Consider the following 25975-nt stretch of genomic DNA (forward strand, 5'->3'; position numbering starts at 1 on the left):
GTGTATAAAAAAACATTTTTAATTAGTTTTTTGGATATGCCATGACAACCATCGATCAAAGTCAAATTAACGAAACCTATCTGCAAAAGGCTGCTGAGCTGTTGGCGCCACTTAAAAAGGCGAGCTATGCGCCGATCAATCCGGATTCCAGCCAGAACATTTTGGACGTTGGGTGCGGGCCAGGAATTGATACGTGCGCGATGGCCCGCTTGGCGGGTGCGGGATCCACAATAACCGGTGTTGACATGGATGTAAACATGGTGCAGGCAGCAGACGCACGAGCCCGTGCGGAAAGACTGCAGGATACTGTCAAGCATGTTGCTTCCCATGCAGATAAGGTTGATTTCGACGACAATACATTTGACGTGGTCAGATCCGAAAGGCTTTTCATTCATCTCCCCGACCCTATGGCAGTACTGCGGGAAATGGTGCGGGTTACCAAGCCGGGAGGAACTATAATTATAGTCGATACTGATTGGGCCAGCTTGTCAACGGCATCAGGAAATGATGTTGTTGAGCGGAAAATTTCCCATTTCATGGCTGAAAAATTTGTCAATAACGGGTTTTCTGGGCGCAATCTCTACGGTCAGATGAAGACGGCAGGTCTGTTGGACGTGTATGCCTATCCTACCAGTTACCATATTACGGACTATGTTCTATGGCGATTGTTGGGGCAAATGGATCAAGTCGAAGAGGCTGCAATGTCAGCATCCTTAATGACGCCAGAGTCTTTAGCTGAATGGCATAAAACCCTGCGCAAACAGGCTGAAGATGGTCTGTTCTACAGCAGCATGGCGACCATGGTGGCAACTGGAATTAAGCCAGCGTGAGCAAGAAGCGTGTTCAAACCGTAATGCGATGGCTATTCCAGATAGCGCCGATTACGCATCACATTGTACGTTTGAACGCGCGATAGCCAATTAACGAAACGGTTTCCGTCGTGTCCGAATCCAAGCCTCGTTCCGGAAGTTTCTTGAGCCTAAAGTGGCAAGCTGTGTTTAGTGTCAGCTTGGTCTTGATTTTGGGAACGGGGTTGTTGACCTATGTTGGGCACAGAAATCTTCAAGAGAGCTTCGCGACAGAGCGAGAAAGGGTTTTCTCTGATCGTCAAAATATCGTTACTGGATCTTTGCAAGCGCTGCAGTTACAAATGCAGCGGTTGGCCGGTCATCTTCAAGGACAGGCAGCGCTATCTCCAGAGTTAGGGCGCAGGTCTGCGCTGGTAACAACCATTGATCAAAATTGGGATCAGCTGAATTTTGAATGGGGTTTGGACAGTTTACTGCTGCTTGATGCCGAAAATCAGCAAATATCATCTTGGGGGGAGCCCCTCTCTCAAGCGACATTGCCTTCCGATTGGCTGAGTTCAGCTCGACAGGAGGAATCGCCCGTCAGCCAAATCTGGTGTCCTCGCACCTGTGTGCAAATCGAAATTGTGCCGACCTTCTCGGATGAAACCAAACCGTTTTTAATGGTACTGACCAGCTCTCTAACCGATGCCGTATTGAATTTTCAGGCTAACACAGCAGCGGATATCGGAATACTGGTTGCTCAAACGGAAGATCCTCAACGAGTGAGTCAAAAGCAGCTTCAATATTGGCACTATGAAATTACGGCATTAACCGGAGCTCCGGTTACTCTCGACCTGCTACGAGGACTGTCTGCGGAAAATTCCTTCGAGCAAGTCGCTAATCAACGGACAATGCGGTCTCTGAATGGCGAGACCTATGAAATCAGCTTTATACCTTTTAGCACCTCCTTGCAGCAAGAAATCGCTCATCTGGTCGTTATCGAAAATGTCACTGATGAGATGGCTCGGCTGGACAGTTTGCGAAATTATCTGTTGGGGCTGTCAGGAATCGTTCTGATTATTTCAGAGTTGGTTTTGCTGATGATGCTCTGGTTGCCCATGAGGCGCCTGCAAAAATTGGCGAAGGTTTTACCTCAGTTGGCTGGGAATCACACGGAAAACATTCAGAGCTTGCAGTTAAGTGCCGGTCATAGAGATCTCGTCCGCAATGAAATTCATGAAATTTTCGACGCGTCTATTTCATTGTCGCATACACTTCAGGAACTTGACGAAACGGTCAGGTCAAGAACTCAGCGCCTGAAAAATCGTAGCCAAGAGCTGTTAAGGGAGCGAAATTTCGTTACCAGCCTCCTTAACAACGTACATGTAGTGATTTTGACTCAAGACCTTAAAGGTTATGTGAAATTGTTGAACTCAGAAGGCACTAAGCTTATTGATTTCGATAATCCTGACGCGCAGCGGGTGAATTTTGCGGACTATTTACAGCCTGCTGATCGAGCAAGGTTTTTCGATGGCATTAAAGGTCTTGATGAAGACGGTGCTAACGAATTCCGTCAGGAGCTGGAATTTCGTGATTTAAACAATGCCTCTTTGCATATGGAGTGGTACCACAGCCGATTGCCCATTATGGAAATTGGCGATGAACTTGTGCTGTCTGTCGGTCTGGATCTTACTGCTCGTAAGGTGGCTGAGAAGAACCTTGCCTGGCTTGCTGATCACGATCCACTCACTCAACTTTATAATCGTCGTCGCTTCCAGAGGGAATTCGAAAGAGTTCTTCGTGATTATGATGATGTTAGAGAGCCGGGAGCGCTGATTTTCTTCGATATTGATCAGTTTAAAACGGTCAATGATACCAGTGGACACCCGGTTGGAGATCAGCTCCTTAGGGATATCGCATCTAAGTTGAGGGCGTTGACTCGACCCGGCGATACCATCGCCAGGTTGGGGGGAGATGAATTCGCCATTCTGCTGGAAAAGACAGATCGAGCTCATGCTGCACTTTTTGCTCGAAGGTTTTGTGAGCAAGCCAGCGATATCCAGGTTATCGATAAGAACTCGACTCACCGAATTAGCCTGAGTATCGGTATCGCACTCTATCCGGAGCATGGCGCCGTACTTGAGGAGTTGATGGCGAATGCTGATCTGGCCATGTATAAAGCAAAAGCATCGACCAACGCACGCAGTAATTGGGAGGTGTATTCAGTCGATGCGCCTGATAAGGAAGAGCTTTACTATCGAGTTAATTGGAAGCGCCGAATTGAGCACGCGTTAGAAGAAGATCGGTTTGTGCTTTATTTTCAACCGTTACTGGACATTGCCTCCAATACGGTTTCTCACTACGAGGCTCTGGTTCGTATGGTGGGAAGTGATGGTGAGATTATTCCTCCTGGTGCTTTTATTCCTGTGGCGGAAAAAACCGGGCTTATTTACGAGATTGACGTTCATGTCATCAAGCTGGCAGCTAAAGCGCTAGAGAAGTTCGAGCGCGAAGGGAAAAATATAAAGCTTTCGGTAAATTTATCCGCTAAAGCGATATCCAATAAACAATTTATTGATCTTGTTGAGAGAGAAATTACATCAAGAGGCCTGGAACGGTCTAAAATTATCTTTGAGTTGACGGAAACATCCGCTGTTGAAGACTTGGAAGCTGCTGCAACCGTTATTGAGCATTTCCGTAAGGTTGGCTATGAGTTCTCTCTAGACGACTTTGGTGTGGGTTTTTCCTCCTGGTATTATCTACGCCAGCTTCCTGTAGATTATGTTAAAATTGACGGCTCATTTGTCAGAGAGTTGTCTTCGAGTATTGAAGATCGACTATTCGTTAAGGCTATTAATGACGTCGCTCAGGGGCTAGGTAAAAAGACCGTCGCTGAGTTCGTAGAAAACCGCCAGTCACTGGCATTACTGGCAGCCATGGGTGTGAATTACGCACAGGGTTATCATATTGGTAAGCCGCAACCGCATCTTTGTTCAGAGAGCGACACAGCGGGTGTGATTCGAGTACAGAATTAATGTTGTTAGCCAGAAGCAAGCTATTTAGCAAGCTGTGGACGTTTTCCATCATCATTGATGGGCGATTATCCATGCGCGGCATTTTATACCTGTTCGCCTTCGTATGTGTTCTTCCTTTGTCCTTCGGCGCAACGCCCTGTTCGGCTGATGCTGCCACTTCTGATGCCATCGCAGCCGGAAGGGTGAAGGTTATCACGAATCCCGGTGTACCTATTGATCAAGTAAACACGGGAACCCTGCGCGCTATCTTCGGAATGCGGAATCGCAAATGGCAGGGCGGATCTGTCATAAAAGTCTTTGTATTGCCGGATGATGATCCGGTTCACGTCAAATTTGCCAAGGAGGTTCTCAATACCTTTCCCTACAATTTGCGTCGTATCTGGGACAGAAAGGTGTTCTCTGGCACGGGGCAATCGCCAACGGTCGTCGGTTCGGAAGCCGAGATGTTGGAAATGGTTTCCAAAACAGAAAACTCAATAGGATATATAGGAAGTGTTGCAGTCAAGGATGGCGTTAACGTATTGGGGTTTGATTAGACATGATTAAGAAAAAAAGCTTGTCTTATCTACTCGCGTCAGGGATGTTGGCGATCCATGGCGCCACCAGCTATGGGGTCGAATTGTCTTATTTGGATAACGTCGATTTCCATGGTTTCGCAACACAAAATTATCTCTACAGTACCGATAATAATTTCTTCGGCGAAAGCGAGGATGGCAGTTTTGACTTCTATGAAGTGGGTCTTAATGCCCTGTGGAAGCCGATACCCCAACTGAATGTGGCGGCCCAAATCGTCGCTCGAGATGCTGGGGAAACTGATGACGGTCAGTTTAGGGTGGATTATGCCTTCCTTGACTACAACTGGTTGAATTCCGATCGCGTGAACAGTGGCATTCGCATCGGTCGTATTGCCAATCCTCTTGGTTTTTACAACGAAACCCGAGATATCGCTGCGACTCGACCCAGCATTTTATTACCTCAGTCGATCTATTTTGATGTAAATCGGAATTTGTCGTTTTCTTCTGATGGCGTGCATCTGTATTTCGAAAAATTCAGTGAAAACAGTGATATCTCCTTTGTTTTAGGGGCGGGGCAGCCGCGACCGGATGATCCGGATTTGGAGACCACATTGCTTGCAGGGGAGGCTCCTGGAAGCTTCGATGGGGATACCAGTTGGGCAGGGCGGTTTCTGTACGATTATGATTTTGGCCGCGTTCGACTGGGAATTACAGCCGCAGAAATCAACATGGATTATGATTCCCATGGTTCTGGACCGTCGTTCAATCTCGGGAGCATTGGCTACTCTGACTTGGCGGGAAATCAGGCGCCGAGCCATGCTCCGGAGGCGCCTTATTATCCCGGTGAAGGAAAATTCGTTTTTCGGCCAATCATCCTTTCAGCTCAATATCAGACTGAAACGATAACCTATACGACGGAATACGCCCTGCGAACGACGAAAACAGAAGGGCTTCGACCCGAAGGTGTCTCCGAAAAGAGTTTTACCGGAACCAGCTATTTTGTCCAAGCGAGCTATCGTTTCAACCCCAGTTGGAGTGCCTTTGTTCGGTACGATAGTTTGGTTTGGGATAATGACGATCGGGATGGTAAGAAGTTCGCAGAATCCTCAACACAGGCGTCTGCTATGTTGGGTACCCCCGCGGTACCGGCTCACTCCCGGTTTGCGAAAGATTGGACGGTTGGATTGCGTTGGGATATTAATCAACATTATCTGGTCAGTATGGAATATCACGACATTGACGGGACCGGTTGGCTGTCTCGGTTAGAAAACCCGATCCCGTCGGAGACAGAGCGGGAGTGGGGTTTGTTTCTAATGTCGGTGTCAGCTCGCTTCTGATCGGCTGTGCTCGAAGGTCCAAGGCAAAATTATCGCCCGAGGACAAATTCTATGATCCGAAATATCCTGCCAAGCGAAATTAGTTGCAAGCTCGAGGTCTTTTGCCCACCAGGTAGGTGTGGGCACCAAAGACAGCAAAAATGTTGATTTGTCGTTTAAATTCTCGTATTAAGCCGGTCAGCGCACGTATTATTCATTGAAATTCAGGCGGCTTCCTATTGTCAATTGGGGGCTGTCAGTCAGGAGACGTATTGTCTAGAAAAAAAACCAAGAAAAAGGATCCCTTTGCTCAGCGTGAAGCGGATAAGTATGAGAACCCGATTCCCAGCCGTGAGTACATTCTGGAGGTGCTTGAGAAAGCGTCGGGTCCGATGACTCACGAAGCGCTTTGCCAGCATTTGGATTTGCACGATGAAAACTCGGTGGAGGCGTTGCGACGCCGTTTGATTGCAATGACCCGAGATGGGCAATTGCTGAGCAATCGACGCAAAGGGTTTGGTGTTCTAGACAGGATGCAGTTGATTCGAGGCCGAGTTCAGGGGCATCGTGAAGGCTATGGGTTCGTTTTACCGAACGATGGCAGTGATGATCTCTATCTTTCGCCTCGACAGATGCGAAGTGTGCTCGATGGTGATGAAGTGCTGGTTCGTGAGACGGGGACAGACCATCGCGGGCGCCGTGAAGGCAGTGTGGTAGAGGTGCTCTCCCATAACACCCGGCAAGTCGTGGGGCGTTACTTTAGCGAGAATGGCATCGATTTCGTCCGCCCTGATAACCCCAGATTGGCGAAAGATTTTCTCATTCCTCCCAATGATCGCAAAGCCAGTCCCGGCCAATTGGTTGTGATTGATGTTACGCGCCAGCCGGATTCTAAGAGTCCGCCGATGGGGCGTGTCGCCGAAGTGCTTGGTGATCACATGGCGCCGGGCATGGAAATCGACGTGGCCATTCGATCTGCGGGCATTCCACATCAGTGGCCTACTGCTGTGGAAAAAGAAGCGCAGACGCTCGGGCGAGAAGTGGCCGAGGCTGATAAAAAACACCGAGTGGATTTACGTGATCTTCCTCTTGTCACCATTGACGGAGAGGACGCTCGAGATTTTGATGATGCCGTTTACTGTGAGACAAAAAAATCTGGTGGCTGGCGCCTTTACGTCGCCATTGCCGATGTTTCTCATTATGTTCCAATAAATTCCGCACTCGATTTGGAGGCGCAATCCCGCGGTAATTCCGTGTATTTTCCGGATTACGTGGTGCCCATGTTGCCGGAAGCACTCTCCAATGGGCTCTGTTCGCTCAACCCCAAGGTTGATCGTTTGGCAATGGTCTGTGAAATGACCGTGTCAGCGCGAGGTAACGTCAGCGGTTACGTTTTCTATGAAGCGGTGATCCATTCCCATGCCCGTCTAACCTACACCGAAGTGGGTAACGCATTGGAAGGAAACATCAGTGATAATTGTCGCGGTGTGTTCAAGTCGATTCAGGAGCTGCACCGTCTCTATAAGCAATTGCGTGCGGCCCGTGAGGCTCGTGGCGCGATTGATTTCGAAACGACGGAAACGCGCATCCTTTTCGACGAGCAGCGCAAGATTCAGGAAATAGTCCCTGTCCGACGCAATGACGCTCATAAAGTTATTGAAGAATGCATGCTGGCAGCGAATGTCTGTGCTGCGAAGTTTTTGGAAAAACATGAATTGCCAGCACTCTTCCGTGTTCATGAAGGGCCGAAAACTGAGAAGCTAGAAAACCTTCGTGAATTTCTCGGGGAAATTGGTTTGCAGTTGCCTGGTGCCGAAGACCCAGCGCCACAGGATTATCAAGCGCTGCTTGAGCGTATTTGCGAGCGCCCCGATGTCCAGTTGATTCAAACCGTGATGTTGCGCAGCCTGAGTCAGGCTAAATATCAGCCAGAGAATAAAGGCCATTTTGGCTTGGCGTACAAAGCCTATGCGCACTTTACCTCGCCCATTCGCCGCTATCCGGATTTGTTGGTTCACCGGGCTATTCGTCATGTCGTTCGCTCCCGCTTGGCATCTACCCTGGTAAAGCGAGTTAAAGGCGCCAGGGTGCTGCCGAAAGCAAAAATATACCCTTACAGCGTTCCTGATATCCTGACCTTCGGCGAGCAATGCTCGATGACAGAACGGCGGGCTGACGACGCGACGCGCGATGTCGTCAGTTGGCTTAAGTGTGAGTATTTGCAAGACCGTGTGGGCGAGACATTTCCCGGCATTGTTACCGCAGTCACCAACTTTGGCTTGTTTGTAGAGTTGCAGGATCTGTTTGTTGAAGGTCTCATACACATAACAAACTTGCCCAATGACTATTACTCGTTCGAGGCAGCTCAGCATCGTTTGGTTGGTGAGAGAACACGGCAAATTTTCAGGCTTGGTGATGAGCTGGACGTACGTGTCGAGCAGGTAAAGCTGGATGATCGCAAGGTAGACCTTGGGCTGGTCAAGTTCCAGTCCAGTAGTCGGCGTAAGAGCAAGACGGCTGGCAGCATCAACACACGAGAGAATCGACGGCGTTTAGAGCAGCTCGATGGCCAGACCAAGCCCGCTACCAAAAAGACGCGAAATAAGTCTAAATCTGCTTCGGCAGAAAAACCGCAAGAGTCTGCGCGTTCCGGTCTTAACCGACAGAAGGCAGCGGCCAAATCTCCTAAGCCCAAAGGGCGTGCGAAATCCCGTCGTCGGCGATAATACGCGTGCGACTGAATGAGTGGGAGGTTACACTCCCGCCATTTCGTTAATCGATAATAGGTTTTCTCGTGGCCGGTGAATTCATTTTTGGCATACATGCTGTACAGACACTGTTGAATACTACTCCTCAGGACATCCGTGGCTTGCAGGTGCAGCGAGGGCGTGATGATCGACGACTAAAGCAGCTGCTGAGTTTGGCTGAGTCGTTAGATATTCCCGTGCAGGTCGTGGCTCGGCAGAGGCTCGATGAATTGGTTGACGGGCGTCATCAAGGGGTTATCGCTGAAACCAGTGGCGGCAAATTGTACGACGAGGCTTATCTTTACGAAATGCTGGAAGGGCTTGAGCAAACACCTCTCTTGTTGGTGTTGGACGGCGTTACTGATCCTCACAACCTGGGCGCTTGTATGCGTTCGGCCGCTGCTGCTGGAGCTCATGCCGTCGTAGCGCCTAGAGATAACTCGGCCAAAATGAATTCAGTGGCGCGTAAGGTTGCCTGTGGCGGCGCAGAGGTGGTCCCCTATATTCTTGTGACGAATTTGGTGAGAACGCTCAAGCGTTTGCAAGAGCAGGGCGTTTGGCTCATCGGGACGGCCGGAGAGGCGACAGAGTTGCTCTATGATATTCGCTTGAGCGGACCTACTGCTTTGATTCTGGGCGCTGAAGGCAAGGGAATGAGGCGCCTGACTCGCGAAACCTGTGATCAGCTTGCGAGCATTCCTTTAACTGGAGCGATTTCCAGTCTGAATGTTTCTGTTGCGGCGGGGGTTTGCTTATTCGAGGCAGTGCGGCAGCGCCAGTCACAATAGGGGCTTTCCCCCTATTGTGCTGTTGACCAATCAGTGGCGGCGAGCAGGGCGAGAGTCTTTGCGCTTGCGGCTATAGTCATCGCGATTTCCACGGTGACGTTGGTCATCTCGGCCGCCTCGTGAGCGTCCCTCGTCGCGCCCTAGGGTGATATTGGCTGGCTGCCCTTTGATGCGGATTTTTTGCAGTTTTTGTATTTGCTCTTGAGGCAAGTTTGACGGCAGCTCTACGGTTGAGTGGGCATCGTTGATACGAATGTGCCCAATCGCCCCGCTTTGAATGCCGGCCTCATTCGCAATGGCTCCGACGATATCACTCGGCCTGACCTGCTGGCTGCGACCGATCGCTAGGCGATAGACGTCCATGTTGGTATTGCGATCACGTTGACGCCCGCGGCGACGAGAATCCTGGCGATCATCTCTATCTGAAGAGCGTTCTTTGACTTCGGTTTCTACCAATTTGGTCAAAGGACGTTCACGCTGCGCCATAAATGCGAGAGCGGCCGCGATATCGAGAGGCTCCGCTTGAGATTCTTCGGCATATTGCAGGAGTAAGTCGCGAAAAAACTCCAGTTCTTCAGTTTCCATTGCCGCACTGATCTGTGATTTAAATTGATCAATACGCTTATCAACCACTTGCGCACGGCTTGGGAGTTGCAGCTCTTCGATTCGCTGCTTGGTGGTTCTCTCAATCGTGCGTAGCATGCGTCTTTCGCGGGGCGCGACGAACAGAATGGCTTTACCGCTGCGACCTGCTCGGCCGGTGCGGCCAATACGATGGACGTAAGCCTCGGCATCGTAGGGAATATCGTAGTTTACGACCAGGCTAATTCGGGATACGTCAATACCACGAGCTGCGACGTCCGTTGCAACCACGACATCCAGCTGTCCATTTTTTAAGCGCTCAATGGCGCGTTCGCGCAGTGCCTGGCTCATATCGCCATTAAGAGCACTGGCTGAAAATCCTCGAGCCTCCAGTTTTTCCGCCAATTCGACGGTGAGATTCTTCGTGCGTACGAAAATGATCAGGGCGTCGAAGTTCTCAACCTCAAGAATGCGCGTCAAAGCATCGAGTTTATTCACGCCGCGCACCAGCCAGTAGCGCTGTTCGATACGATCTACGGTCTGGGTTTCAGACGCAATCTTGATGATTTCCGGATCGTTGAGATAGGTCTCGGCAACGTGACGAATTTCTCTCGGCATGGTTGCGGAAAACAGGGCTACCTGACGGTCGTCGGGAGTTTGGTCAAGAATCCAGGTCACGTCATCAATAAAGCCCATGCGCAGCATTTCGTCGGCTTCATCAAGCACGACCGCTTTCAAAGTGTCGAGGGACAAGTTGCCACGACGCATATGGTCCATAAGGCGACCCGGTGTTCCTACGATAACCTGGGCGCCGCGCTGGAGGCCTTTAATTTGCCCACGGAAATCGGATCCACCGTAGAGCGGCAAAACATGAAAGCCAGGCATATGCGCCGCGTAGGTTTTAAATGCTTCAGACACCTGGATGGCGAGCTCGCGTGTTGGAGCAAGAACCAGGATTTGAGGCTCACGCCGATTGACGTCCAGACTGTTCAGAAGGGGCAACGCAAAGGCTGCGGTTTTACCCGTACCTGTCTGGGCGATACCTAGGATATCGCGGCCGGCGAGCAAGGTTGGAATGCTGCGAGCCTGAATTGGTGAGGGCTGTTCATACCCAACTTTTTCAATCGCAGAAAGAATTGGTTGTGAGAGACCAAGGTCGGTAAAAAGCGTGTGCTCAGTTGTCATTAAATTGCCTTACAGAGTTAAAAGGGCAGCAGGCCAAGACTCGGCACGGGACGCGTAATAATACGAACTAAGCCACGGCTCATTAACTAAGCAGGGAGTATACCGCGAATGGAGCACTGTCTCGGGGAATTTGTTGCTGATTGCCGGGCTAGCTGTTGCGACCGGCCAAAGCGGACAATAACGGCAGGAGATAATTCCTTAATGTCTGTGAATATGGTAACCGATTTTTTTTCTGGAGGCGAGACTCGATTGCTATAGCATTCCGGTCTGTAAATCTTGCAAGATTGATGAAGTATTGGGTTGTCTGCTGTTTGGAGGGCGCAGGCTGTCTACCTGTTGGCGCGGGTTTACTCGTTGTTAAGGTTGGCGCGGGGCCTGCATGGCCCAATCAATTACGACCACGGGGACGCAGAAAGCGCGGCGGCAATGGATCAGCAGAAAGATATAAAGTTTGAGGCAAAAAGCCAGGGAAGTTCGACGCAGGTATGGCAGCAGGGCCAGCTGGCGGTCAAAGGCACAAAGATTCAAGGGGCGATGCTTGGGCTGGCTCTGTTTTACACGATCTATTTTGCGCGCACACTGTTGATGCCTGTTGTCGTGGCGTTGATGCTCGCCTTGTTGTTAAGTCCTCTGGTGACCTTTCTCAAGCGATTTTATATCCCTCGGACCTTGTCCGCAGTATTGCTCATAGCGGCTTTCGGCGTCCCTTTCGGACTCTTAGGGGTGCAGTTGGCGGAGCCTACGCAAAAATGGTTGGCGCGTGTGCCGGAGATCTCAACGCATTTGTCGCAGGAATTGCGAGATATGCAGGCGGCGTTGGCGCCCTCACAGCAAGCCATTGGTGAAGAGAAGCCGCGAGGTCTCTTTGGCTTCTTCCGCAGCAACAAGGAGCAGGGGGCTTCGCCGGCAACAGAAGAGCCACTAAGGATCTCAGAGCGTTTGATGCAAGGAGCATTGGAGGTCGGCCTGTCACTGCTAAGCGTTACTCCTGTGCTCGTTGCTCAATTGATGACGGTGTTGATTCTGGTACTTTTTTTATTGGTGTTTGGTCCGCGCTTATATCAGGCGGGCTTGGACGCCCTGCCGCAAATACGCGACAAGCGTAAATTGATGGTGTTGGTGTCGAACACGCAACGAGAGCTGTCACGATACATTGTGACTGTAAGTGCCATCAATTTTTTGTTGGGGTGCGCGACTGCGGGGGCTCTCGCTCTGCAAGGTGTTGATGACGCTGTGTTGTGGGGTGTATTAGTCGGGCTGCTGAACTACGCGCCTTATGTCGGTCCGATCATCGGGATGGGTATTCTCGCTATTGTTGGTCTTGAGCAATATGGTCTGACGACGCTTGCCTTGCTGCCGACGTTTACCTTTTTCCTGATCAACTTACTGGAGGCTCAGTTTGTAACTCCGACGGTGTTGGGCGCGCATATGCGCTTGAACCCGCTGGTGCTCATGGTGTGGTTGATTATCTGGGGCTGGCTGTGGGGAGCGGTTGGCGTGCTCTTGGCTGTGCCTCTTCTCGTTTGCTTGAAGCTGGCTTCAGCACAACTGAACATTTTCGCGCCCTGGGTCAAGTTGGTGGAGACTCGTGCATAGGGGGAGGGGCGGGCCTGAATGGTTCAGCGGGACGAAATTGATCGAATATTCGACAAAATCTTGCATTGCTTTCTTCTCCCCAATAGAATACGCGGCCCTGAAATAGCTGTTGCTAATAGCACAGCTCTCCTTGCTTCATCGAAAGGGCCGTCAAATGGACTTTCGGGAGGCTATAACCCGTAAGGAGCTAAAATGCGCCATTATGAAGTTGTATTTCTGGTTCATCCGGACCAGAGCGAACAAGTGCCCGGTATGATCGAGCGTTATACCTCGGCCGTTAAAACCAGTGGTGGCAACGTCCACCGTCTGGAAGATTGGGGGCGCCGCCAGCTGGCATACTCCATCAATAAAATTCACAAAGCCCACTACGTTCTGATGAACATTGAGTGCGGTCAAGAAGCTCTTGAAGAGTTGACGACTAACTTCCGCTATAACGATGCTGTTCTTCGCAGCATGGTGATCAACGCTGATGAGGCGGTTACGGAAGAGTCTCCAATCATGAAAGCGGAAAAAGAAAGCCGCGAGCGTAAATCCAACCGTCAAGAGCGTCGTGATGACTCTTCAGAACAGTCGCGCGGCTCATCCGAGCGTGGTGACTCAGAAAGAGCCGCTGCAACGACTGAAGAAGAGGAGTAATCGATCATGGCACGTTTTTTCCGTCGTCGTAAATTTTGTCGTTTTACTGCCGAAGGCGTAAAGCAAATTGACTATAAAGACCTGGAAACATTGAAAGCCTATGTTTCTGAAACTGGCAAGATTGTTCCCAGCCGTATTACCGGAACTAAAGCTAAGTACCAGCGCCAGTTGGCCACTGCGGTCAAGCGCGCCCGTTACCTGGCTTTGTTGCCTTATACTGACGGTCACGAATAAAACGTATTGTGCGCGTCCTCGCTGAATTTATTATGCGTGGCCGTGTACAGGCGGCTGTGGTCGCTCTGATCGGTAGTTGGTTTCCTCTGATCAGTCCCGCAACTGTAGCACTGGTAACATTGCGGCGCGGCGCGGCAGATGGCTTTCTGATATTTTTGTGGGCCATGTTGCCAGGTTTAGTCGCCTTGTATATCAGCGATGTTGGCGCTTTGATGCCACTGGTTACCATCGCAGGACTGCTGGTCACGTATTGCGCGGCTTTTGCATTGCGCAATGGCGCTTGGGAGGTGGTCCTGCTGATGCTTGCAGGGTTAAGCACCTTGGCGGCCTTGGTGCTTGGCTGGGCGGTACCAGATCCTGTGCGATCTGTTGCCGATGCGCTGGGCGAAATGATGCAGGATATTCAGCCTGTAGAAGGTGGGCAAGTCTCAGGCCCGAGCCCTGTGTTTGTACTGGGTATATGTGCGTACGTACTAACGTTCAGTTCTCTGTTGAGCTTGCTGGTCGGGCGTTGGTGGCAAGCAATGTTGTACAACCCTGGCGGTTTGCAGCACGAGTTTCACCGTTTGAAACTGCCTTTGCCAATGGCGATGGTGTGTGCCGCTGCGTTGTTTTACTGCGTATATCGGGGTGGTGATTACCAGATATGGGCGAATGTGTTCAGCATGCCGCTGTTAATCGTTGGTATTGCTATCGTCCATTGCGCCGTTAAAGGGCAAAAGCTTAATAGAGGCTGGTTAGTTATTTTTTATGTCTCTCTACTGCTGATAAATGCGCTCATTATTTTGTTGGCGATGTTAGCCGTCGTGGATTTGAAGTTTGATCTTCGCAAGCGCTGGCTCGGGTTGCCAAAGGTGTCGGAAACTGAAAATCGAAGCGACCAATAGCTGCCAGGTTATTGGATAAATTTGAAATTTGGCGGTTGAAAACCGCAGATTTAAATGAAGGGTTTGAACGATGGAAGTTATTCTTCTTGATAGAGTTGGTAAGCTGGGCAACATTGGCGACAAGGTTGCTGTTAAAGCAGGCTTTGGCCGCAATTACCTGATCCCTCAGGGCAAAGCAGTTCCTGCAACTGAGGCTAACGTCGCTGAATTTGAAACTCGTCGTGCTGAGCTGGAAGCCGCTGCGGCTGAGAAAAAATCTCAAGCTGAAGCTCGCGCTCAGCAGCTGGCAGATTTGACGGTTACCATTACTGCAAATGCAGGTGACGAGGGTAAGTTGTTCGGTTCACTGGGTGCTCGCGACATTGCGGAAGCAATTTCTTCTGGCGGGATCTCCGTCGAGAAGTCTGAGGTGAAGTTGCCAGAAGGCACTTTGCGTGAAGTTGGTGAATACGATATCGATATTCAGCTGCACGCAGAAGTTACTCAGCCAATTAAGTTGGTTATTGTTGCTGAGTAAGTTCACTACTTTTCCGCAATCGATGTAGAGTCGGTTGCGGAGCCTGTCGCAGGGCGTCTTCGACCTGCGACAGAATTATCTCACCGGTACGTCTTGTATCCGTGAGTGCTTTACCTGTTCAGTTTCCCCATTTATCCTTCCTGCATTAAGTTTATGGTGTATTCTCCATAGACTCAGTGACGACAAGTTTTCGTCGCCTTTTCCCTTCAGTCTGGATCAAATTTGCCCAAACATGTCTGACTCTCCTATGCACTCCGGGAAGGAAGCAGCAGTGGATGACGCTGTAAAAAGCACACAGCAACCTCACTCGATAGAAGCAGAGCAAGCCGTCCTTGGCGGCGTTATGCTCGACAATCAACGTTTCGATGTCGTCGCGGAAGCACTGTCAGTGGAGGATTTCTTCAGTGATAGCCATCGACAGATTTACGAGGTTATGAGCGGATTGGCTGCACAAGGCAAGCCGCTGGATATCATCACTCTTTCCGAGGAGCTCCATGGCCGCGAGCTGTTGGAGAGAGTGGGCGGGCTTGGTTATCTTTCGGATCTGGCGAGTCACACCCCAAGCGCAGCAAACATTTCTGCTTATGCGGCGATCGTGCGCGAGCGCTCAACACTGCGTCAATTGATTAAGGCGGCGAACGAAATTAGCCGCAGCAGCCATAATCCCGCCGGTTTGACCGCAGAAGATCTGCTGCAAATGGCAGAGAAGCGGGTCGCTCAGATCGCTGAAGACCGGCCGAAAAATGATGGTTTTCTTGATGTCAATGCGCTGCTCAAGGTGTCTGTGCAGAAAATTGACGAGCGGTTTCGTTCCGGAACCGACCTTACCGGGTTGTCCACAGGGCTCAACGATCTCGATGGACAGACGTCAGGTTGGCAGCCGGGCGAACTCATTATCTTGGCTGCTCGCCCATCTATGGGAAAAACAGCGTTGGCACTGAATTTTATTGAAGCGGCGATTATGACTCAATCTCGGCCGGCGCTGGTATTCAGTATGGAAATGCCCTCGGACTCGCTGGTCATGCGGATGCTGTCGTCGGTCGGCCGAATTGATTCCAATAAATTGCGCAACGGTTCTCTGACCGAAGAGGACTGGCCAAAATTGTCGGCGGCTGTTGCCAAGATGAAAGATCGGCCTTTGTATATTGACGACACACCAGGTTTAACCCCCCAGGAGGTGAGGGCTAGGGTGAAGCGAGTTGTTCGGCGCCGCCAGGCTGAGCTTCAGCAAAAAAAACCGGATCTGTCTTTGGAGGAAGCGGAGAGTGAATCAATGCCGGCCATCATCATGCTTGATTATCTTCAGCTCATGCAGGTTGCCGGGAAAAGTGAAGGCAGAACCCAGGAAATTTCCGAAATTTCTCGTTCGCTAAAAGCTCTGGCAAAAGAATACGAATGTCCGGTTGTCGCTTTGTCACAGTTAAATCGTGGGGTTGAGCAGCGACCAAATAAACGCCCTATGAATTCGGATCTTCGTGAATCCGGGGCCATTGAGCAGGATGCGGACGTCATTTTGTTCATATACCGGGACGAGTACTACAACGAAGAGAGTCCGGATAAGGGGGTCGCCGAGATTATTGTCGGCAAGCAGAGGAATGGTGAGGTGGGTACAACAAAAGCCGCCTTCGTAGGGAAATTTACGCGATTTGAAAACCTCGCTCCTGAGTATTTTTCTCAGAACGATTTTTAAGCGCCATGTTTAGGAGATTCAATGGAACGCTGTGAAACCATCACCCAAGTCCGCTCTTTTGTTAACTCAGCCCGGATGGCAGGAGACGTTGTTGCTTTTGTGCCAACGATGGGGAATCTCCATAATGGCCATTTAAGTCTGATCGCAAAGGCTAAAGCGTCGGCTGATCGTGTACTTTGTTCGATCTTCGTTAATGGCCTGCAGTTTGGTCAAAATGAGGACTTGGATCGTTATCCGAGAACGCTACAGAAAGATTGTGAGTTATTGGCAGAAGCCGGGTGTGATCTGGTGTTCCACCCCACCGATGCTGAAATCTACCCCGATGGCATGGCGGATCAAACGCGAGTCATCTGTCCGACAATGACGGACGTTCTCTGCGGTGGCTCTCGCCCTGGGCATTTTGAAGGCGTGACTACGGTTGTTACAAAATTATTCAATATTGTTCAGCCGGATATCGCCGTATTTGGCGAGAAAGATTTTCAGCAGCTCGCTGTGATTCGTCGAATGGCTCGAGATCTTTGTATGCCTGTGCAAATCCTCGCGGCACCTACCTGGAGGGATGCAGACGGACTGGCGGTGAGTTCTCGCAACAGCTTCATCGAGTCAGATGAGCGGGGTCGGGTTACGGTTTTGTATCGCACATTGACGGCTATTGCAGATGCGATTACAGCAGGAAATCGCGACTATCGGCAGTTGGAGAGTGAAGGTGCGGACGCCTTGGCGCAAGCGGGGTTTCAAGCGGATTATTTTCAAATAATGAACAGCGATACGCTTTTGCCCGCAGCTCCAGAAGACGCACGATTAACCTTGCTCGGGGCAATGTTGACTGCAAAAACGCGTTTGATCGATAACGTCAGCGTGATTTTGGCATAACCCTTTCAACTTGGGTTGGCTTATATCGCGAAATCATCTAATGGCGTGAGCTATTAAAAGTACCTGAAATTTCATCATATACACCGTTCGCCATCCTACCAACGCAGGGTTGCTCACATCTGCATTTCGGCGTTAACCTCTAGCCATAAAACTTGATTCCGTCGCCAGTCTGGCCCGCGGAAGCTTGCCGTTGGTATTTCCTAACGGGGCGTGGCTACTGCGGTCGAAGATCATTCATGACTGCAAGGACCAATTTGCCCCGACCAAAGTCGGATACTTTCCCGGTCTTTGGCTGACGTATCATGGTGAAAATTAAGAATAACCACCATTTTTGGAGTTCACATGACTGACGTTCATCTGGAAGCAAAAGTCCATTCCGAAGACCACGTTTACGGTATCCCTCAAGGACTGGAAGACAGTGCCTGGATCAATAAAGCCAAGTACGATGAGATGTACCGGAAATCTGTCGAAAGTCCGGATGAATTTTGGGCAGAGCAAGCTGAGGCATTTTTAACCTGGAGCAAACCCTGGGACAAAGTTCAAGACTTTGACTTCCATGAGGGAACGGCCAAATGGTTTGAAGGTGGCGAGCTTAACGTCGCAGTCAATTGTATCGATCGTCATCTGGAAACCCGCGGAGACCAAACGGCGTTAATTTGGGAGGCAGATGACCTCTATCACCATAAAAACATCACCTACTCACAGCTTTATACTGAGGTCTGCAAGTTTGCGAACTTGTTGCGTGCCAGGGGCGTAAAAAAGGGCGATCGAGTTTGTATCTACATGCCGATGATCCCTGAAACGACCTACGCAATGCTTGCATGTGCTCGCATTGGGGCTGTTCATTCTGTCGTTTTCGGCGGCTTTTCCCCAGAAGCTTTGCAGGGTCGGATTTTGGACTCGGACTGTAAAGTCGTAATTACCACAGATTATGGTGTTCGTTCAGGTAAATCCATTCCTCTGAAGAAAAACGCTGATATCGCGCTGGAGAAATGCCCTGATGTTCACACCTGCCTGGTCGTTCGCCGTACTGGTGGACAAGTTGATTGGGAAGAGGGGCGTGATATTTGGTATCACAAAGAAATTGGTGCGATGGATGGTCACTGCGAGCCGGAAAGTATGGGCGCAGAAGATCCTCTGTTTATTCTCTACACCTCTGGATCTACGGGTAAACCAAAAGGTGTGCTGCATACGACTGCCGGCTATTTACTGCAGGCCGCTATGTCGCACAAATACGTCTTCGATTATAAAGATGGCGAAGTCTACTGGTGTACTGCTGACGTGGGGTGGGTTACCGGTCATAGTTACATTGTCTATGGACCCCTTTGTAACGGTGCTATCTCATTAATGTTTGAAGGTGTTCCCAGCTATCCGAGCCCTTCACGTTGTTGGGACATTGTCGATAAGCACCAAGTTAATATTTTTTATACCGCTCCAACAGTGATTCGGGCTCTTATGGGGGCTGGTGATAAGCACGTGCAGGATTACGATCGTACTTCTCTGCGCCTTCTGGGGACCGTTGGAGAGCCTATTAATCCGGAAGCCTGGGAGTGGTATCACCGAGTTGTCGGTGAGGCCCGCTGCCCTATCGTTGATACCTGGTGGCAGACGGAGACGGGAGCTCACATGCTAACCCCAATGCCAGGCGCGACAGAGTTGAAGCCAGGTTCGGCGACCTTGCCATTTTTCGGCGTACAGCCAGTCATTTTGGATGCGGAAGGCAAAGAGCTGGAAGGGGCGTGTGAAGGGTCTTTGGCCATCAAAGCATCCTGGCCGAGCCAGATACGTAGCGTTTATGGGGACCACAAGCGCTGTGTTGATACCTATTATTCGACGTATCCTGGTTACTATTTTACCGGCGACGGGGCGCGTCGCGATGAAGATGGATACTACTGGATTACCGGTCGCGTTGATGACGTCTTGAATGTCAGTGGTCACAGAATGGGTACCGCGGAAATTGAAAGTGCCTTGGTATTGCATCCGGATATTGCAGAGGCTGCAGTCGTTGGCGCTCCTCACGACATCAAAGGTCAAGGCATTTATGCCTACATTTCCCCAATGGAGGGCGTGGAGGATTCCGAGAAATTACGCAAAGAACTCATTGATCTCTGCGTGCAGGAAATTGGTCCAATTGCCAAGCCTGATTGGATTCAGTGGGCGCCGGGCTTACCGAAAACACGTTCAGGTAAAATCATGCGCCGCATTCTACGTAAGGTGGCAGCCAATGAATTGGACAGCTTGGGAGATACGTCTACCTTGTCTGATCCCGCCGTTGTGGATGATTTGATTGGCAATCGTTTGAATAAGTAAGATTCAGCCAGTCACCACCGTCTAAAAAGGCCGAAAGAGCTAGCTCTTTCGGCCTTTTTATTGCTGGCAGGTGCAGGAGCCACATTTCGAGCAGTTGGCGTATATCGAATGTCGTTATAACCTATATACGTATCCCGCATGTCAGGGTGGCACTTGACTCAGTGGAATGGTGTATTAGAGTCAACAGGCTCTAGGTCAGCGAGATAGGAGCGTCTAGAATGATCGACAGAGAGTTAGGTCTCGATGAAGATTTCCGTGCAGCAATGGGAGATGTTATCCCTCATAAGCCGGGTTTGCGTGCTGCTTTAAAAACAGCCCCTTCCAGCGAGATCAACCATGAAGCTCGCCGCCGATTCGCCGTCGATGAGGTTTTGGTTGAGAAAAGCCCCTTTTCGGAGAACCACATCGAATCTGTCGCTCCGGACGCGATTTTAGAATATAAAAGGCCGGGGGTGCAGAATGGCGTTTATCGCAACCTACGTTTGGGCAAGTACTCATTAGATGCACGCTTAGACTTACACAATCATACGGTAAGCCAGGCACGTAGTGCTTTGACGGGGTTTATTCGGGATTGTCTCGCCATGGACATTCGCTGCGCGCTAATTACCCACGGCACGGGCGCTGGCCGCAAAAATCCCGCGGTTATCAAAAGTTGTTTGGCTTCCTGGTTGCCGTTACTCGATGAGGTCTTGGCGTTTCACTCTGCACAGCGTCATCACGGCGGCAGTGGTGCAACGTATCTTTTAATGAAAAAAAGCCTTAAAAAGCGACAGGAAAATTTAGAGCGCCATCAGAAACGTTCCTAATAGGCCATTTCCTCGTATACCTTTGTCGTTTACATCATTGGCGTCAATATACTGGCATTTGTTCCGTGATTTACTAAACTGAATCGCCTGTGTAACCCGTGTCGGGATCAGGGGCGCAGAATGACTAATGACGATACATTCACGATGACTAAGGGGAAATAATGGATTTCAATATTCAGGAAATCATGGATAAGGCTCCCGAGCTGGCGATTACCTACGGTGTAAAGATTGTCCTTGCCATCCTCGTTTTTTATGTGGGGAAGTGGATCGCTCGAGCGATAGCTAACGGCTTCGAAAAAGCAATGTCGGCTCGCCAGGTGGATTCGACGGTTGCTCGATTTACCCGCAATATCGTTTTCTACGCGTTACTCACCGTTGTTATCATCGCTGCTTTGGGACAGCTAGGGGTTCAAACAGCGTCATTTGTGGCCGTTGTCGGTGCTGCCGGTTTGGCGATTGGCCTCGCTTTACAAGGGGCTTTGGCAAACTTCGCTGCTGGGGTTTTACTTATTCTCTTTCGTCCCTTTAAGGCGGGCGATTTCATTGAGGCTGGTGGAACATCTGGCATTGTCAAAGAAATCTCGATTTTCACAACTATCCTGGCGACTGGAGATAATAAACAGGTCATAGTCGCGAACAATGCCGTGTGGAGCGGGAATATTGTCAATTACAACGCCTACCCAACCCGTCGGGTAGATCTGGTCGTGGGAGTTAGTTACAGCGCCGATCTCGCGTTGGTGAAGAAAACCTTGTTCGAACTGGCTGAAGCGGATGAGCGTGTTCTTAAAGATCCAGAAGTTGCGGTCGTAGTGTCTGAATTGGCGGATTCTTCCGTAAACTTCATTTTTCGCGCTTGGGTTGACGCGGCGAACTGGTGGCCGGTTAAATGTGATCTGACCGAAAAGATCAAATTGCGCTTTGACGAGCTGGGAATTGAAATACCTTTCCCGCAAATGGATGTGCACGTGGACAAAGTGGCAAAAGAAGAGTCCGTTGCCATCTAGGGTCTATGCCTGCCTTGTCTGAATTCAGTCCGACAAGGCAGGCATCCTGTTATTGTTCTATTACGAAACTTTTATCACTAGGCGAGGTTGCGAGAGCTGTTATGGGGTTTGGTGAATCAGCAAAGACTTCGGCAAAGCAGCGCTACTATGCATTTCGTATCGGCTTTCAGCGTCAGGACATGGAGGCGCTGGTTCGGCAGGCGCTATATAAAATTGAGCGTTTCAAGTCCCATATACCTGGATCCTTAGTCGACTTTTGGGATGATATACGTGCGCTGATCAGTATGGCAGTTTGTTATTCGACAGGTTCCTATCGGGAGGTGCCCTGGCGATCAATGGCTGCTATCTGCGGAGCCTTGTTATATTTCATCGCGCCTCTTGATGCACTGCCTGATTTTATTCCAGTTTCCGGTTATCTGGATGATGCGTTTATCTTCAAGCTGGTTATTGATTTGGTTGGGAAAGACATAGAGGACTTTAAGCGTTGGCGTGATGGTGGTTTAACCATAGAAAATCGTGCGGCGACAGGGGTATAAATTTCGCCGCGCCTTTGCTGTTTCTACTTACCTTTTATCATCGCGCGAATGAGAGGAACTTGGTAACGTCTCTGGATAATAAATACTGCAGCGACATGAACTACAACGGCAGCCATAACGATATGTGCGCTCCATTCGTGCAGCTGTTGAACCCAGTCCTCTCCCCAAAAGCGATCTAATTCCTGCATCCAGCCCGATATCCCTGTAACCAATATCATAGTAATTAAAAATATCACCATCAGTCCGCCCAGGGGGCTGTGTCCCTTGTGCGGCGTATAGAATCGGCCGAATTCTGTGACACCCATATGCAAGCGCTTTGGGGTGGGGAAAAAATGGCTGAAACGTGCTGTTGGCGATCCGATAAATCCCCATAGAATCCTGCTGCTCAACAAAGCGAGAATGAAATATCCAGTCCATTCGTGAGCCGTGTCGCCATCTTCCAGCCACCAGTAGTTCGCTAGAAAACTGGCTGCAAGGCTCCAGTGGAAAAGTCGTATGTAACCATCCCAAATCACGCTGCTTAGTCGTATTTCTGTTTTACAATTTCACCGGTAACAGGATTGAAATAAACCTCGATTTTTTTAAATTCAGTTTTATCTTCGTTTAAACCCCAGCCGTAAATTTCATAGCAATTGCCGTCTGTCTGAAACTTTTTAATGGCAAATCCATATTCGTTGATAATCTTTTTTTGCATTTCAAGCACATGCATCCACTCTTCCTTAGGCGCTTTAGGGCAGTCGGCTCCAGCCCAAGCCAGATTGCCCAGAAACAGTGCTGGTACAAGCGCAACAGATGACAGAATCTTTTTCATGCCTCGTTATCCTCAGGGTATTTGACGAACAATTATTTACGCAGGATCCTACCAAACTGGCTATGGGAATGCGATAGATTATCATCTGTATAACAATGCGTTACGTGTCATTCTGTCATCAAGCTGCCATCGTTTCTTCACCCCGCTGTCATCTGGCTATCGTACTTTTGCGAGAGTTCATACTGCGGTCATTGTCATGATTAATATAGAGCAAGCCGTTTGCGAGAAATTTCCCGCATTGCGCCAACAGCCCCAAATTATTCAAAAGCCCACGTTTTCCTTTCTGCGAAAGTTGATTCATGAAAGAGAAATAAATTGCTTTCTCGAGGAACATCGCGGGCTGGATCCCGTAGCGTTTATTGATTCTGTTTTCGACTATTTCAATTTCAGCTATATCGTTTCCAAACGAGATAAAGAAAATATTCCGTCGCAGGGCAGGGTGGTCATCATCGCGAATCACCCCATCGGCTCCTTAGACGGACTGGCAATTCTGCGCATGGTGTATGAAGTTCGGCGGGATGTAAAAATTGTCGCCAACGATATGTTGATGAACTTCAGTGAATTGCGGCCATTGTTCGTCGCCGCAGACAATATGGGGCAATCGGGCAGTGTGCGAACATTCCGAAATGCACTGGATGATCTAGAGCAGGAGCGCGCCTTGATCATCTTTCCTGCTGGAGAGGTTTCAAGGGCTAGACCTTCCGGTGTAAAAGATACCCGTTGGCGTCCAGGATTTCTCAAGTTGGCGCGTCGGGCTGGTGCGCCGACATTACCGGTTTTTATTCGAGCGAAGAACTCGCTTTGGTTTTACAGCGCGTCAATGTTGTACAAGCCATTGGGGACGGCTCTGTTGGCAAAGGAAATGTTTAACAAGCGCTCGGCAACAATTCGCTTTCATGTTGGCGCACCTATCCCTGTCAGTTCTTTAGTGACGCCGTCGCTGACGGATCGTGCACTGATCAAACGTATACGTAAACACCTGTATAAATTGGCGGGTAAGCAGGCACGGCCCTTCTTCGAAACCGAAAAAACCATCGCGCATCCTGAAGACCGTAGAGATCTTTTGCAGGAATTGCCGAAGATGCACAGCTTGGGAGAGACTCGTGACGGTAAACGGATATTGTTGACCGATTATCACCAAAGCCCCTCAACATTGAGAGAGATCGGGCGTCTCCGTGAAGTAACCTTTCGCAAAGTTGGAGAGGGGACTGGCGCGCGCCGAGATTTGGATCGTTTTGATCAGCATTATCAGCATTTATTACTGTGGGATCAGTCAGCTCTGAGTCTTGCCGGTGCTTATCGGCTAGGGGATATTGCCGCACTACAGAAGTCTGGTTATGTCGGCCCGGCAGAGATATATACGCGTACGCTGTTTCATTTTGAAAGCGCTATGACACCCTTGTTGAGCCAGTGTCTTGAGCTTGGGCGCAGTTTTGTCGCTGCTGAATATATGGGCCGCAACAGTTTGGATTATCTGTGGCAGGGCATTGGTTCTTTGCTGCGCCAACAGTCACACATTCGCTATCTTTTAGGGCCAGTTACAATCAGCGCCAGATTGGATCGCTCTTTGACTGAGCATTTAGTGTATTTTTACAAACAGTATTATGGTGCAAAGGAACGGTTGGCAACTGCACGAAATGCTTACCTGATTCCGCAAGATCGACTTGAATATCTGGAGGCGATTTATCAGGGCCTTTCCTCAGATGAAGCCTTCAATCAACTGCAGCAAGTATTTAATGGGGCTGATGAGCGAGTTCCGGTTCTGTTTAGACAGTATGCTGCACTATTTAAACCGGGTGGATTTCAGCTGTTGGCATTCAGTGTGGATCCAGACTTTTCAGATTGTTTGGATGGCTTGTTTCTCGCCGACCTGACGTTGATGAAGGATAACAAGCGCCAGCGATATATTGGTGTGTCGTCTTAACGTAGGTTATTGCTCAATATCTATGATTTGGCGAACTTGGGACGCCAGAAGTTTTTCTAAGTTAAATGAAAGTTCGTTGATGGCTAACCAGTCCTCAGAATCCTGTGAAAGAGCGAATTTGCATTTGCTGGAAATCATTTGGCGGTCTAATGTCCCCGGCGCAAACATGATTATTTCGTCTGCTTTCTTTAATAGCCAGTCAGCAATGTCAGCCGTCTGATTCTCATGCTGCCTAAATTCCTCCAGTCGTTTTGGTCTGGCGTGATAGAGCAAGCCAGCAGAAACCTGTAAATGATGATCGCTGGATGTTGAACTCAGCAGTAGCTGCAGTAGTCGGGCTGAGCACAAAGCCCTTTCAATCAGAGAATCGTCGGTTTCACCATTGTTTGATTCTATGCGGAGGTGGATGTGAGTATCGTTTGTTCGAAGCACCCTGCCGGCGTAGATCGCATTTATTTCTTGAAGGTGCATTTCTAAACTTTGCAATTGTCCCTGCCAGTTCGAGTCGGAGCTCTGTTGCGTTGCTGTTTGGTTGAATAGCGTCAATACAACGGTGATGCAATGATCACTCACTGTGATTTCAGCATTATCAGTTGGTGCTTCCGATAATGCTGCAGCTTTTCGGCGAGAGCGTTGAAAACGATGGGATACAATGCTGAAAATGAGCAGTACCCCAAATCCTCCGAGCGGCCACAATAGCCATCTCTCGGGTGTGATTTGCCAGCTCCCTTGTGTATCGAGCAGAACTTCGACGTACCCGGCAGTACTTTCCTGCCAGACGATAGCGGCGCGGTAGCGCCGAATCGAGCTTCTCTGAGAGGCGCTCCTGTTTTTAATGTCTCCGGCTTGGACTAACAGTTGATTGGTTACATCGTAGATCGCTGCGCCACTTACCGCGGGATTGTTCGTGGCGTCTCTGACGGTGAGCTGAAGGCTAACCAAATCATGGTTTAGTGTGGCGTCTCTGGCCTGATGTGCTGCAATTTTGGCTAGAGCATCTCCGTAAAGTTGATAAAGCTGTGAAACCAGGGATCTATGTTGAGTGACAAACAGTAGGGCGCTTATGGTGAGTACCAGGGAGGCGGTCAAGCTGATGAGAAACAGTGGCTTTGTGATGAGCCGGTCTTCGGGCGGGTCTCGCTTTTCGTCTGGCGCTGTTTTAGTCATTACGGCGATAACCCTGTAAGGCACT

22 protein-coding genes are annotated in these 25975 nt (G+C 49.8%); 18 read left to right on the plus strand and 4 right to left on the minus strand.

Annotated elements, in window-relative coordinates; translation table 11 throughout:
- Positions 1–41: 41 nt before the first annotated feature.
- The 6 genes from ACXAFR_RS18750 (at position 42) to rlmB (ending at position 9192) form a co-directional block, all read left to right on the plus strand.
- Positions 42–830 carry a methyltransferase domain-containing protein gene (locus ACXAFR_RS18750; protein ID WP_475179551.1) on the plus strand — a complete coding sequence of 263 codons (789 nt, stop codon included), beginning with the start codon at positions 42–44 and terminating at the stop codon, positions 828–830.
- A gap of 143 nt (positions 831–973) precedes the next feature.
- Positions 974–3826 (plus strand): bifunctional diguanylate cyclase/phosphodiesterase, encoded by a 2853-nt coding sequence (locus ACXAFR_RS18755; protein ID WP_475179553.1) that lies wholly within the window; start codon positions 974–976, stop codon positions 3824–3826.
- Entirely contained in the window at positions 3826–4362 is a 537-nt protein-coding gene (locus ACXAFR_RS18760; protein WP_475179557.1) for a hypothetical protein, read from the plus strand. The genes ACXAFR_RS18755 and ACXAFR_RS18760 overlap by 1 nt, the downstream gene beginning before the upstream one ends.
- A 2-nt stretch (positions 4363–4364) precedes the next feature.
- Positions 4365–5678 carry a hypothetical protein gene (locus ACXAFR_RS18765; RefSeq protein ID WP_475179561.1) on the plus strand — a complete coding sequence of 438 codons (1314 nt, stop codon included), beginning with the start codon at positions 4365–4367 and terminating at the stop codon, positions 5676–5678.
- Positions 5679–5929: 251 nt separating this feature from the next.
- A complete protein-coding gene (gene rnr, locus ACXAFR_RS18770) occupies positions 5930–8383 on the plus strand; it encodes a ribonuclease R (RefSeq protein ID WP_475179566.1) in 2454 nt (817 codons plus the stop codon).
- A gap of 68 nt (positions 8384–8451) precedes the next feature.
- On the plus strand, positions 8452–9192 hold the full coding sequence (gene rlmB, locus ACXAFR_RS18775) for a 23S rRNA (guanosine(2251)-2'-O)-methyltransferase RlmB (protein ID WP_475179569.1): 741 nt from the start codon (positions 8452–8454) through the stop codon (positions 9190–9192).
- Positions 9193–9222: 30 nt separating this feature from the next.
- Here the strand turns inward: rlmB and ACXAFR_RS18780 are convergent, their stop codons facing one another.
- Positions 9223–10959: a DEAD/DEAH box helicase gene (locus ACXAFR_RS18780; protein WP_475179571.1), complete on the minus strand. Its 1737-nt coding sequence runs from the start codon at positions 10957–10959 to the stop codon at positions 9223–9225.
- 300 nt (positions 10960–11259) lie between these two features.
- Here ACXAFR_RS18780 and ACXAFR_RS18785 point away from each other — a divergent pair, with 300 nt between their 5' ends.
- From ACXAFR_RS18785 to ACXAFR_RS18835, 11 genes are all read left to right on the plus strand, one after another.
- Positions 11260–12555 (plus strand): AI-2E family transporter, encoded by a 1296-nt coding sequence (locus ACXAFR_RS18785; RefSeq protein ID WP_475179573.1) that lies wholly within the window; start codon positions 11260–11262, stop codon positions 12553–12555.
- A 192-nt stretch (positions 12556–12747) separates the two neighbouring features.
- Complete coding sequence (gene rpsF / locus ACXAFR_RS18790; protein WP_475179575.1) at positions 12748–13191, plus strand: 30S ribosomal protein S6; 444 nt, start codon at positions 12748–12750, stop codon at positions 13189–13191.
- A 6-nt stretch (positions 13192–13197) separates the two neighbouring features.
- Positions 13198–13425 carry a 30S ribosomal protein S18 gene (rpsR, locus tag ACXAFR_RS18795; protein ID WP_475179578.1) on the plus strand — a complete coding sequence of 76 codons (228 nt, stop codon included), beginning with the start codon at positions 13198–13200 and terminating at the stop codon, positions 13423–13425.
- 32 nt (positions 13426–13457) lie between these two features.
- Entirely contained in the window at positions 13458–14312 is an 855-nt protein-coding gene (locus ACXAFR_RS18800) for a hypothetical protein (protein WP_475179579.1), read from the plus strand.
- A 70-nt stretch (positions 14313–14382) separates the two neighbouring features.
- The gene (gene rplI, locus ACXAFR_RS18805; protein WP_475179583.1) at positions 14383–14829 is read left to right on the plus strand and encodes a 50S ribosomal protein L9; all 447 of its coding nucleotides are present in this window, start codon (positions 14383–14385) and stop codon (positions 14827–14829) included.
- Between the two features lie 247 nt (positions 14830–15076).
- On the plus strand, positions 15077–16519 hold the full coding sequence (dnaB, locus tag ACXAFR_RS18810) for a replicative DNA helicase (RefSeq protein ID WP_475179782.1): 1443 nt from the start codon (positions 15077–15079) through the stop codon (positions 16517–16519).
- Between the two features lie 21 nt (positions 16520–16540).
- Positions 16541–17392: a pantoate--beta-alanine ligase gene (gene panC / locus ACXAFR_RS18815; protein WP_475179584.1), complete on the plus strand. Its 852-nt coding sequence runs from the start codon at positions 16541–16543 to the stop codon at positions 17390–17392.
- 342 nt (positions 17393–17734) lie between these two features.
- Positions 17735–19702: an acetate--CoA ligase gene (acs, locus tag ACXAFR_RS18820; protein ID WP_475179587.1), complete on the plus strand. Its 1968-nt coding sequence runs from the start codon at positions 17735–17737 to the stop codon at positions 19700–19702.
- 218 nt (positions 19703–19920) lie between these two features.
- Entirely contained in the window at positions 19921–20508 is a 588-nt protein-coding gene (gene smrA / locus ACXAFR_RS18825; RefSeq protein WP_475179590.1) for a DNA endonuclease SmrA, read from the plus strand.
- A 161-nt stretch (positions 20509–20669) separates the two neighbouring features.
- Positions 20670–21512: a mechanosensitive ion channel family protein gene (locus tag ACXAFR_RS18830; RefSeq protein WP_475179591.1), complete on the plus strand. Its 843-nt coding sequence runs from the start codon at positions 20670–20672 to the stop codon at positions 21510–21512.
- Positions 21513–21613: 101 nt separating this feature from the next.
- Positions 21614–22048, plus strand: a complete 435-nt coding sequence (locus ACXAFR_RS18835) for a YkvA family protein (protein ID WP_475179593.1) — start codon at positions 21614–21616, stop codon at positions 22046–22048.
- Positions 22049–22071: 23 nt separating this feature from the next.
- Here the strand turns inward: ACXAFR_RS18835 and ACXAFR_RS18840 are convergent, their stop codons facing one another.
- Both ACXAFR_RS18840 and ACXAFR_RS18845 read right to left on the minus strand, forming a co-directional pair.
- Positions 22072–22563: a cytochrome b/b6 domain-containing protein gene (locus ACXAFR_RS18840; RefSeq protein ID WP_475179595.1), complete on the minus strand. Its 492-nt coding sequence runs from the start codon at positions 22561–22563 to the stop codon at positions 22072–22074.
- Positions 22564–22568: 5 nt separating this feature from the next.
- Entirely contained in the window at positions 22569–22859 is a 291-nt protein-coding gene (locus tag ACXAFR_RS18845) for a PepSY domain-containing protein (RefSeq protein WP_475179598.1), read from the minus strand.
- Between the two features lie 196 nt (positions 22860–23055).
- Here ACXAFR_RS18845 and olsF point away from each other — a divergent pair, with 196 nt between their 5' ends.
- Positions 23056–24783 (plus strand): bifunctional ornithine lipid synthase OlsF, encoded by a 1728-nt coding sequence (gene olsF / locus ACXAFR_RS18850; protein ID WP_475179600.1) that lies wholly within the window; start codon positions 23056–23058, stop codon positions 24781–24783.
- A 6-nt stretch (positions 24784–24789) separates the two neighbouring features.
- Here olsF and ACXAFR_RS18855 read toward each other — a convergent pair whose 3' ends face one another.
- Positions 24790–25950 carry a hypothetical protein gene (locus tag ACXAFR_RS18855; RefSeq protein ID WP_475179602.1) on the minus strand — a complete coding sequence of 387 codons (1161 nt, stop codon included), beginning with the start codon at positions 25948–25950 and terminating at the stop codon, positions 24790–24792.
- Positions 25951–25975 lie beyond the last annotated feature (25 nt).

The organism is Pseudomaricurvus sp. ABR4_320 (assembly GCF_056159445.1).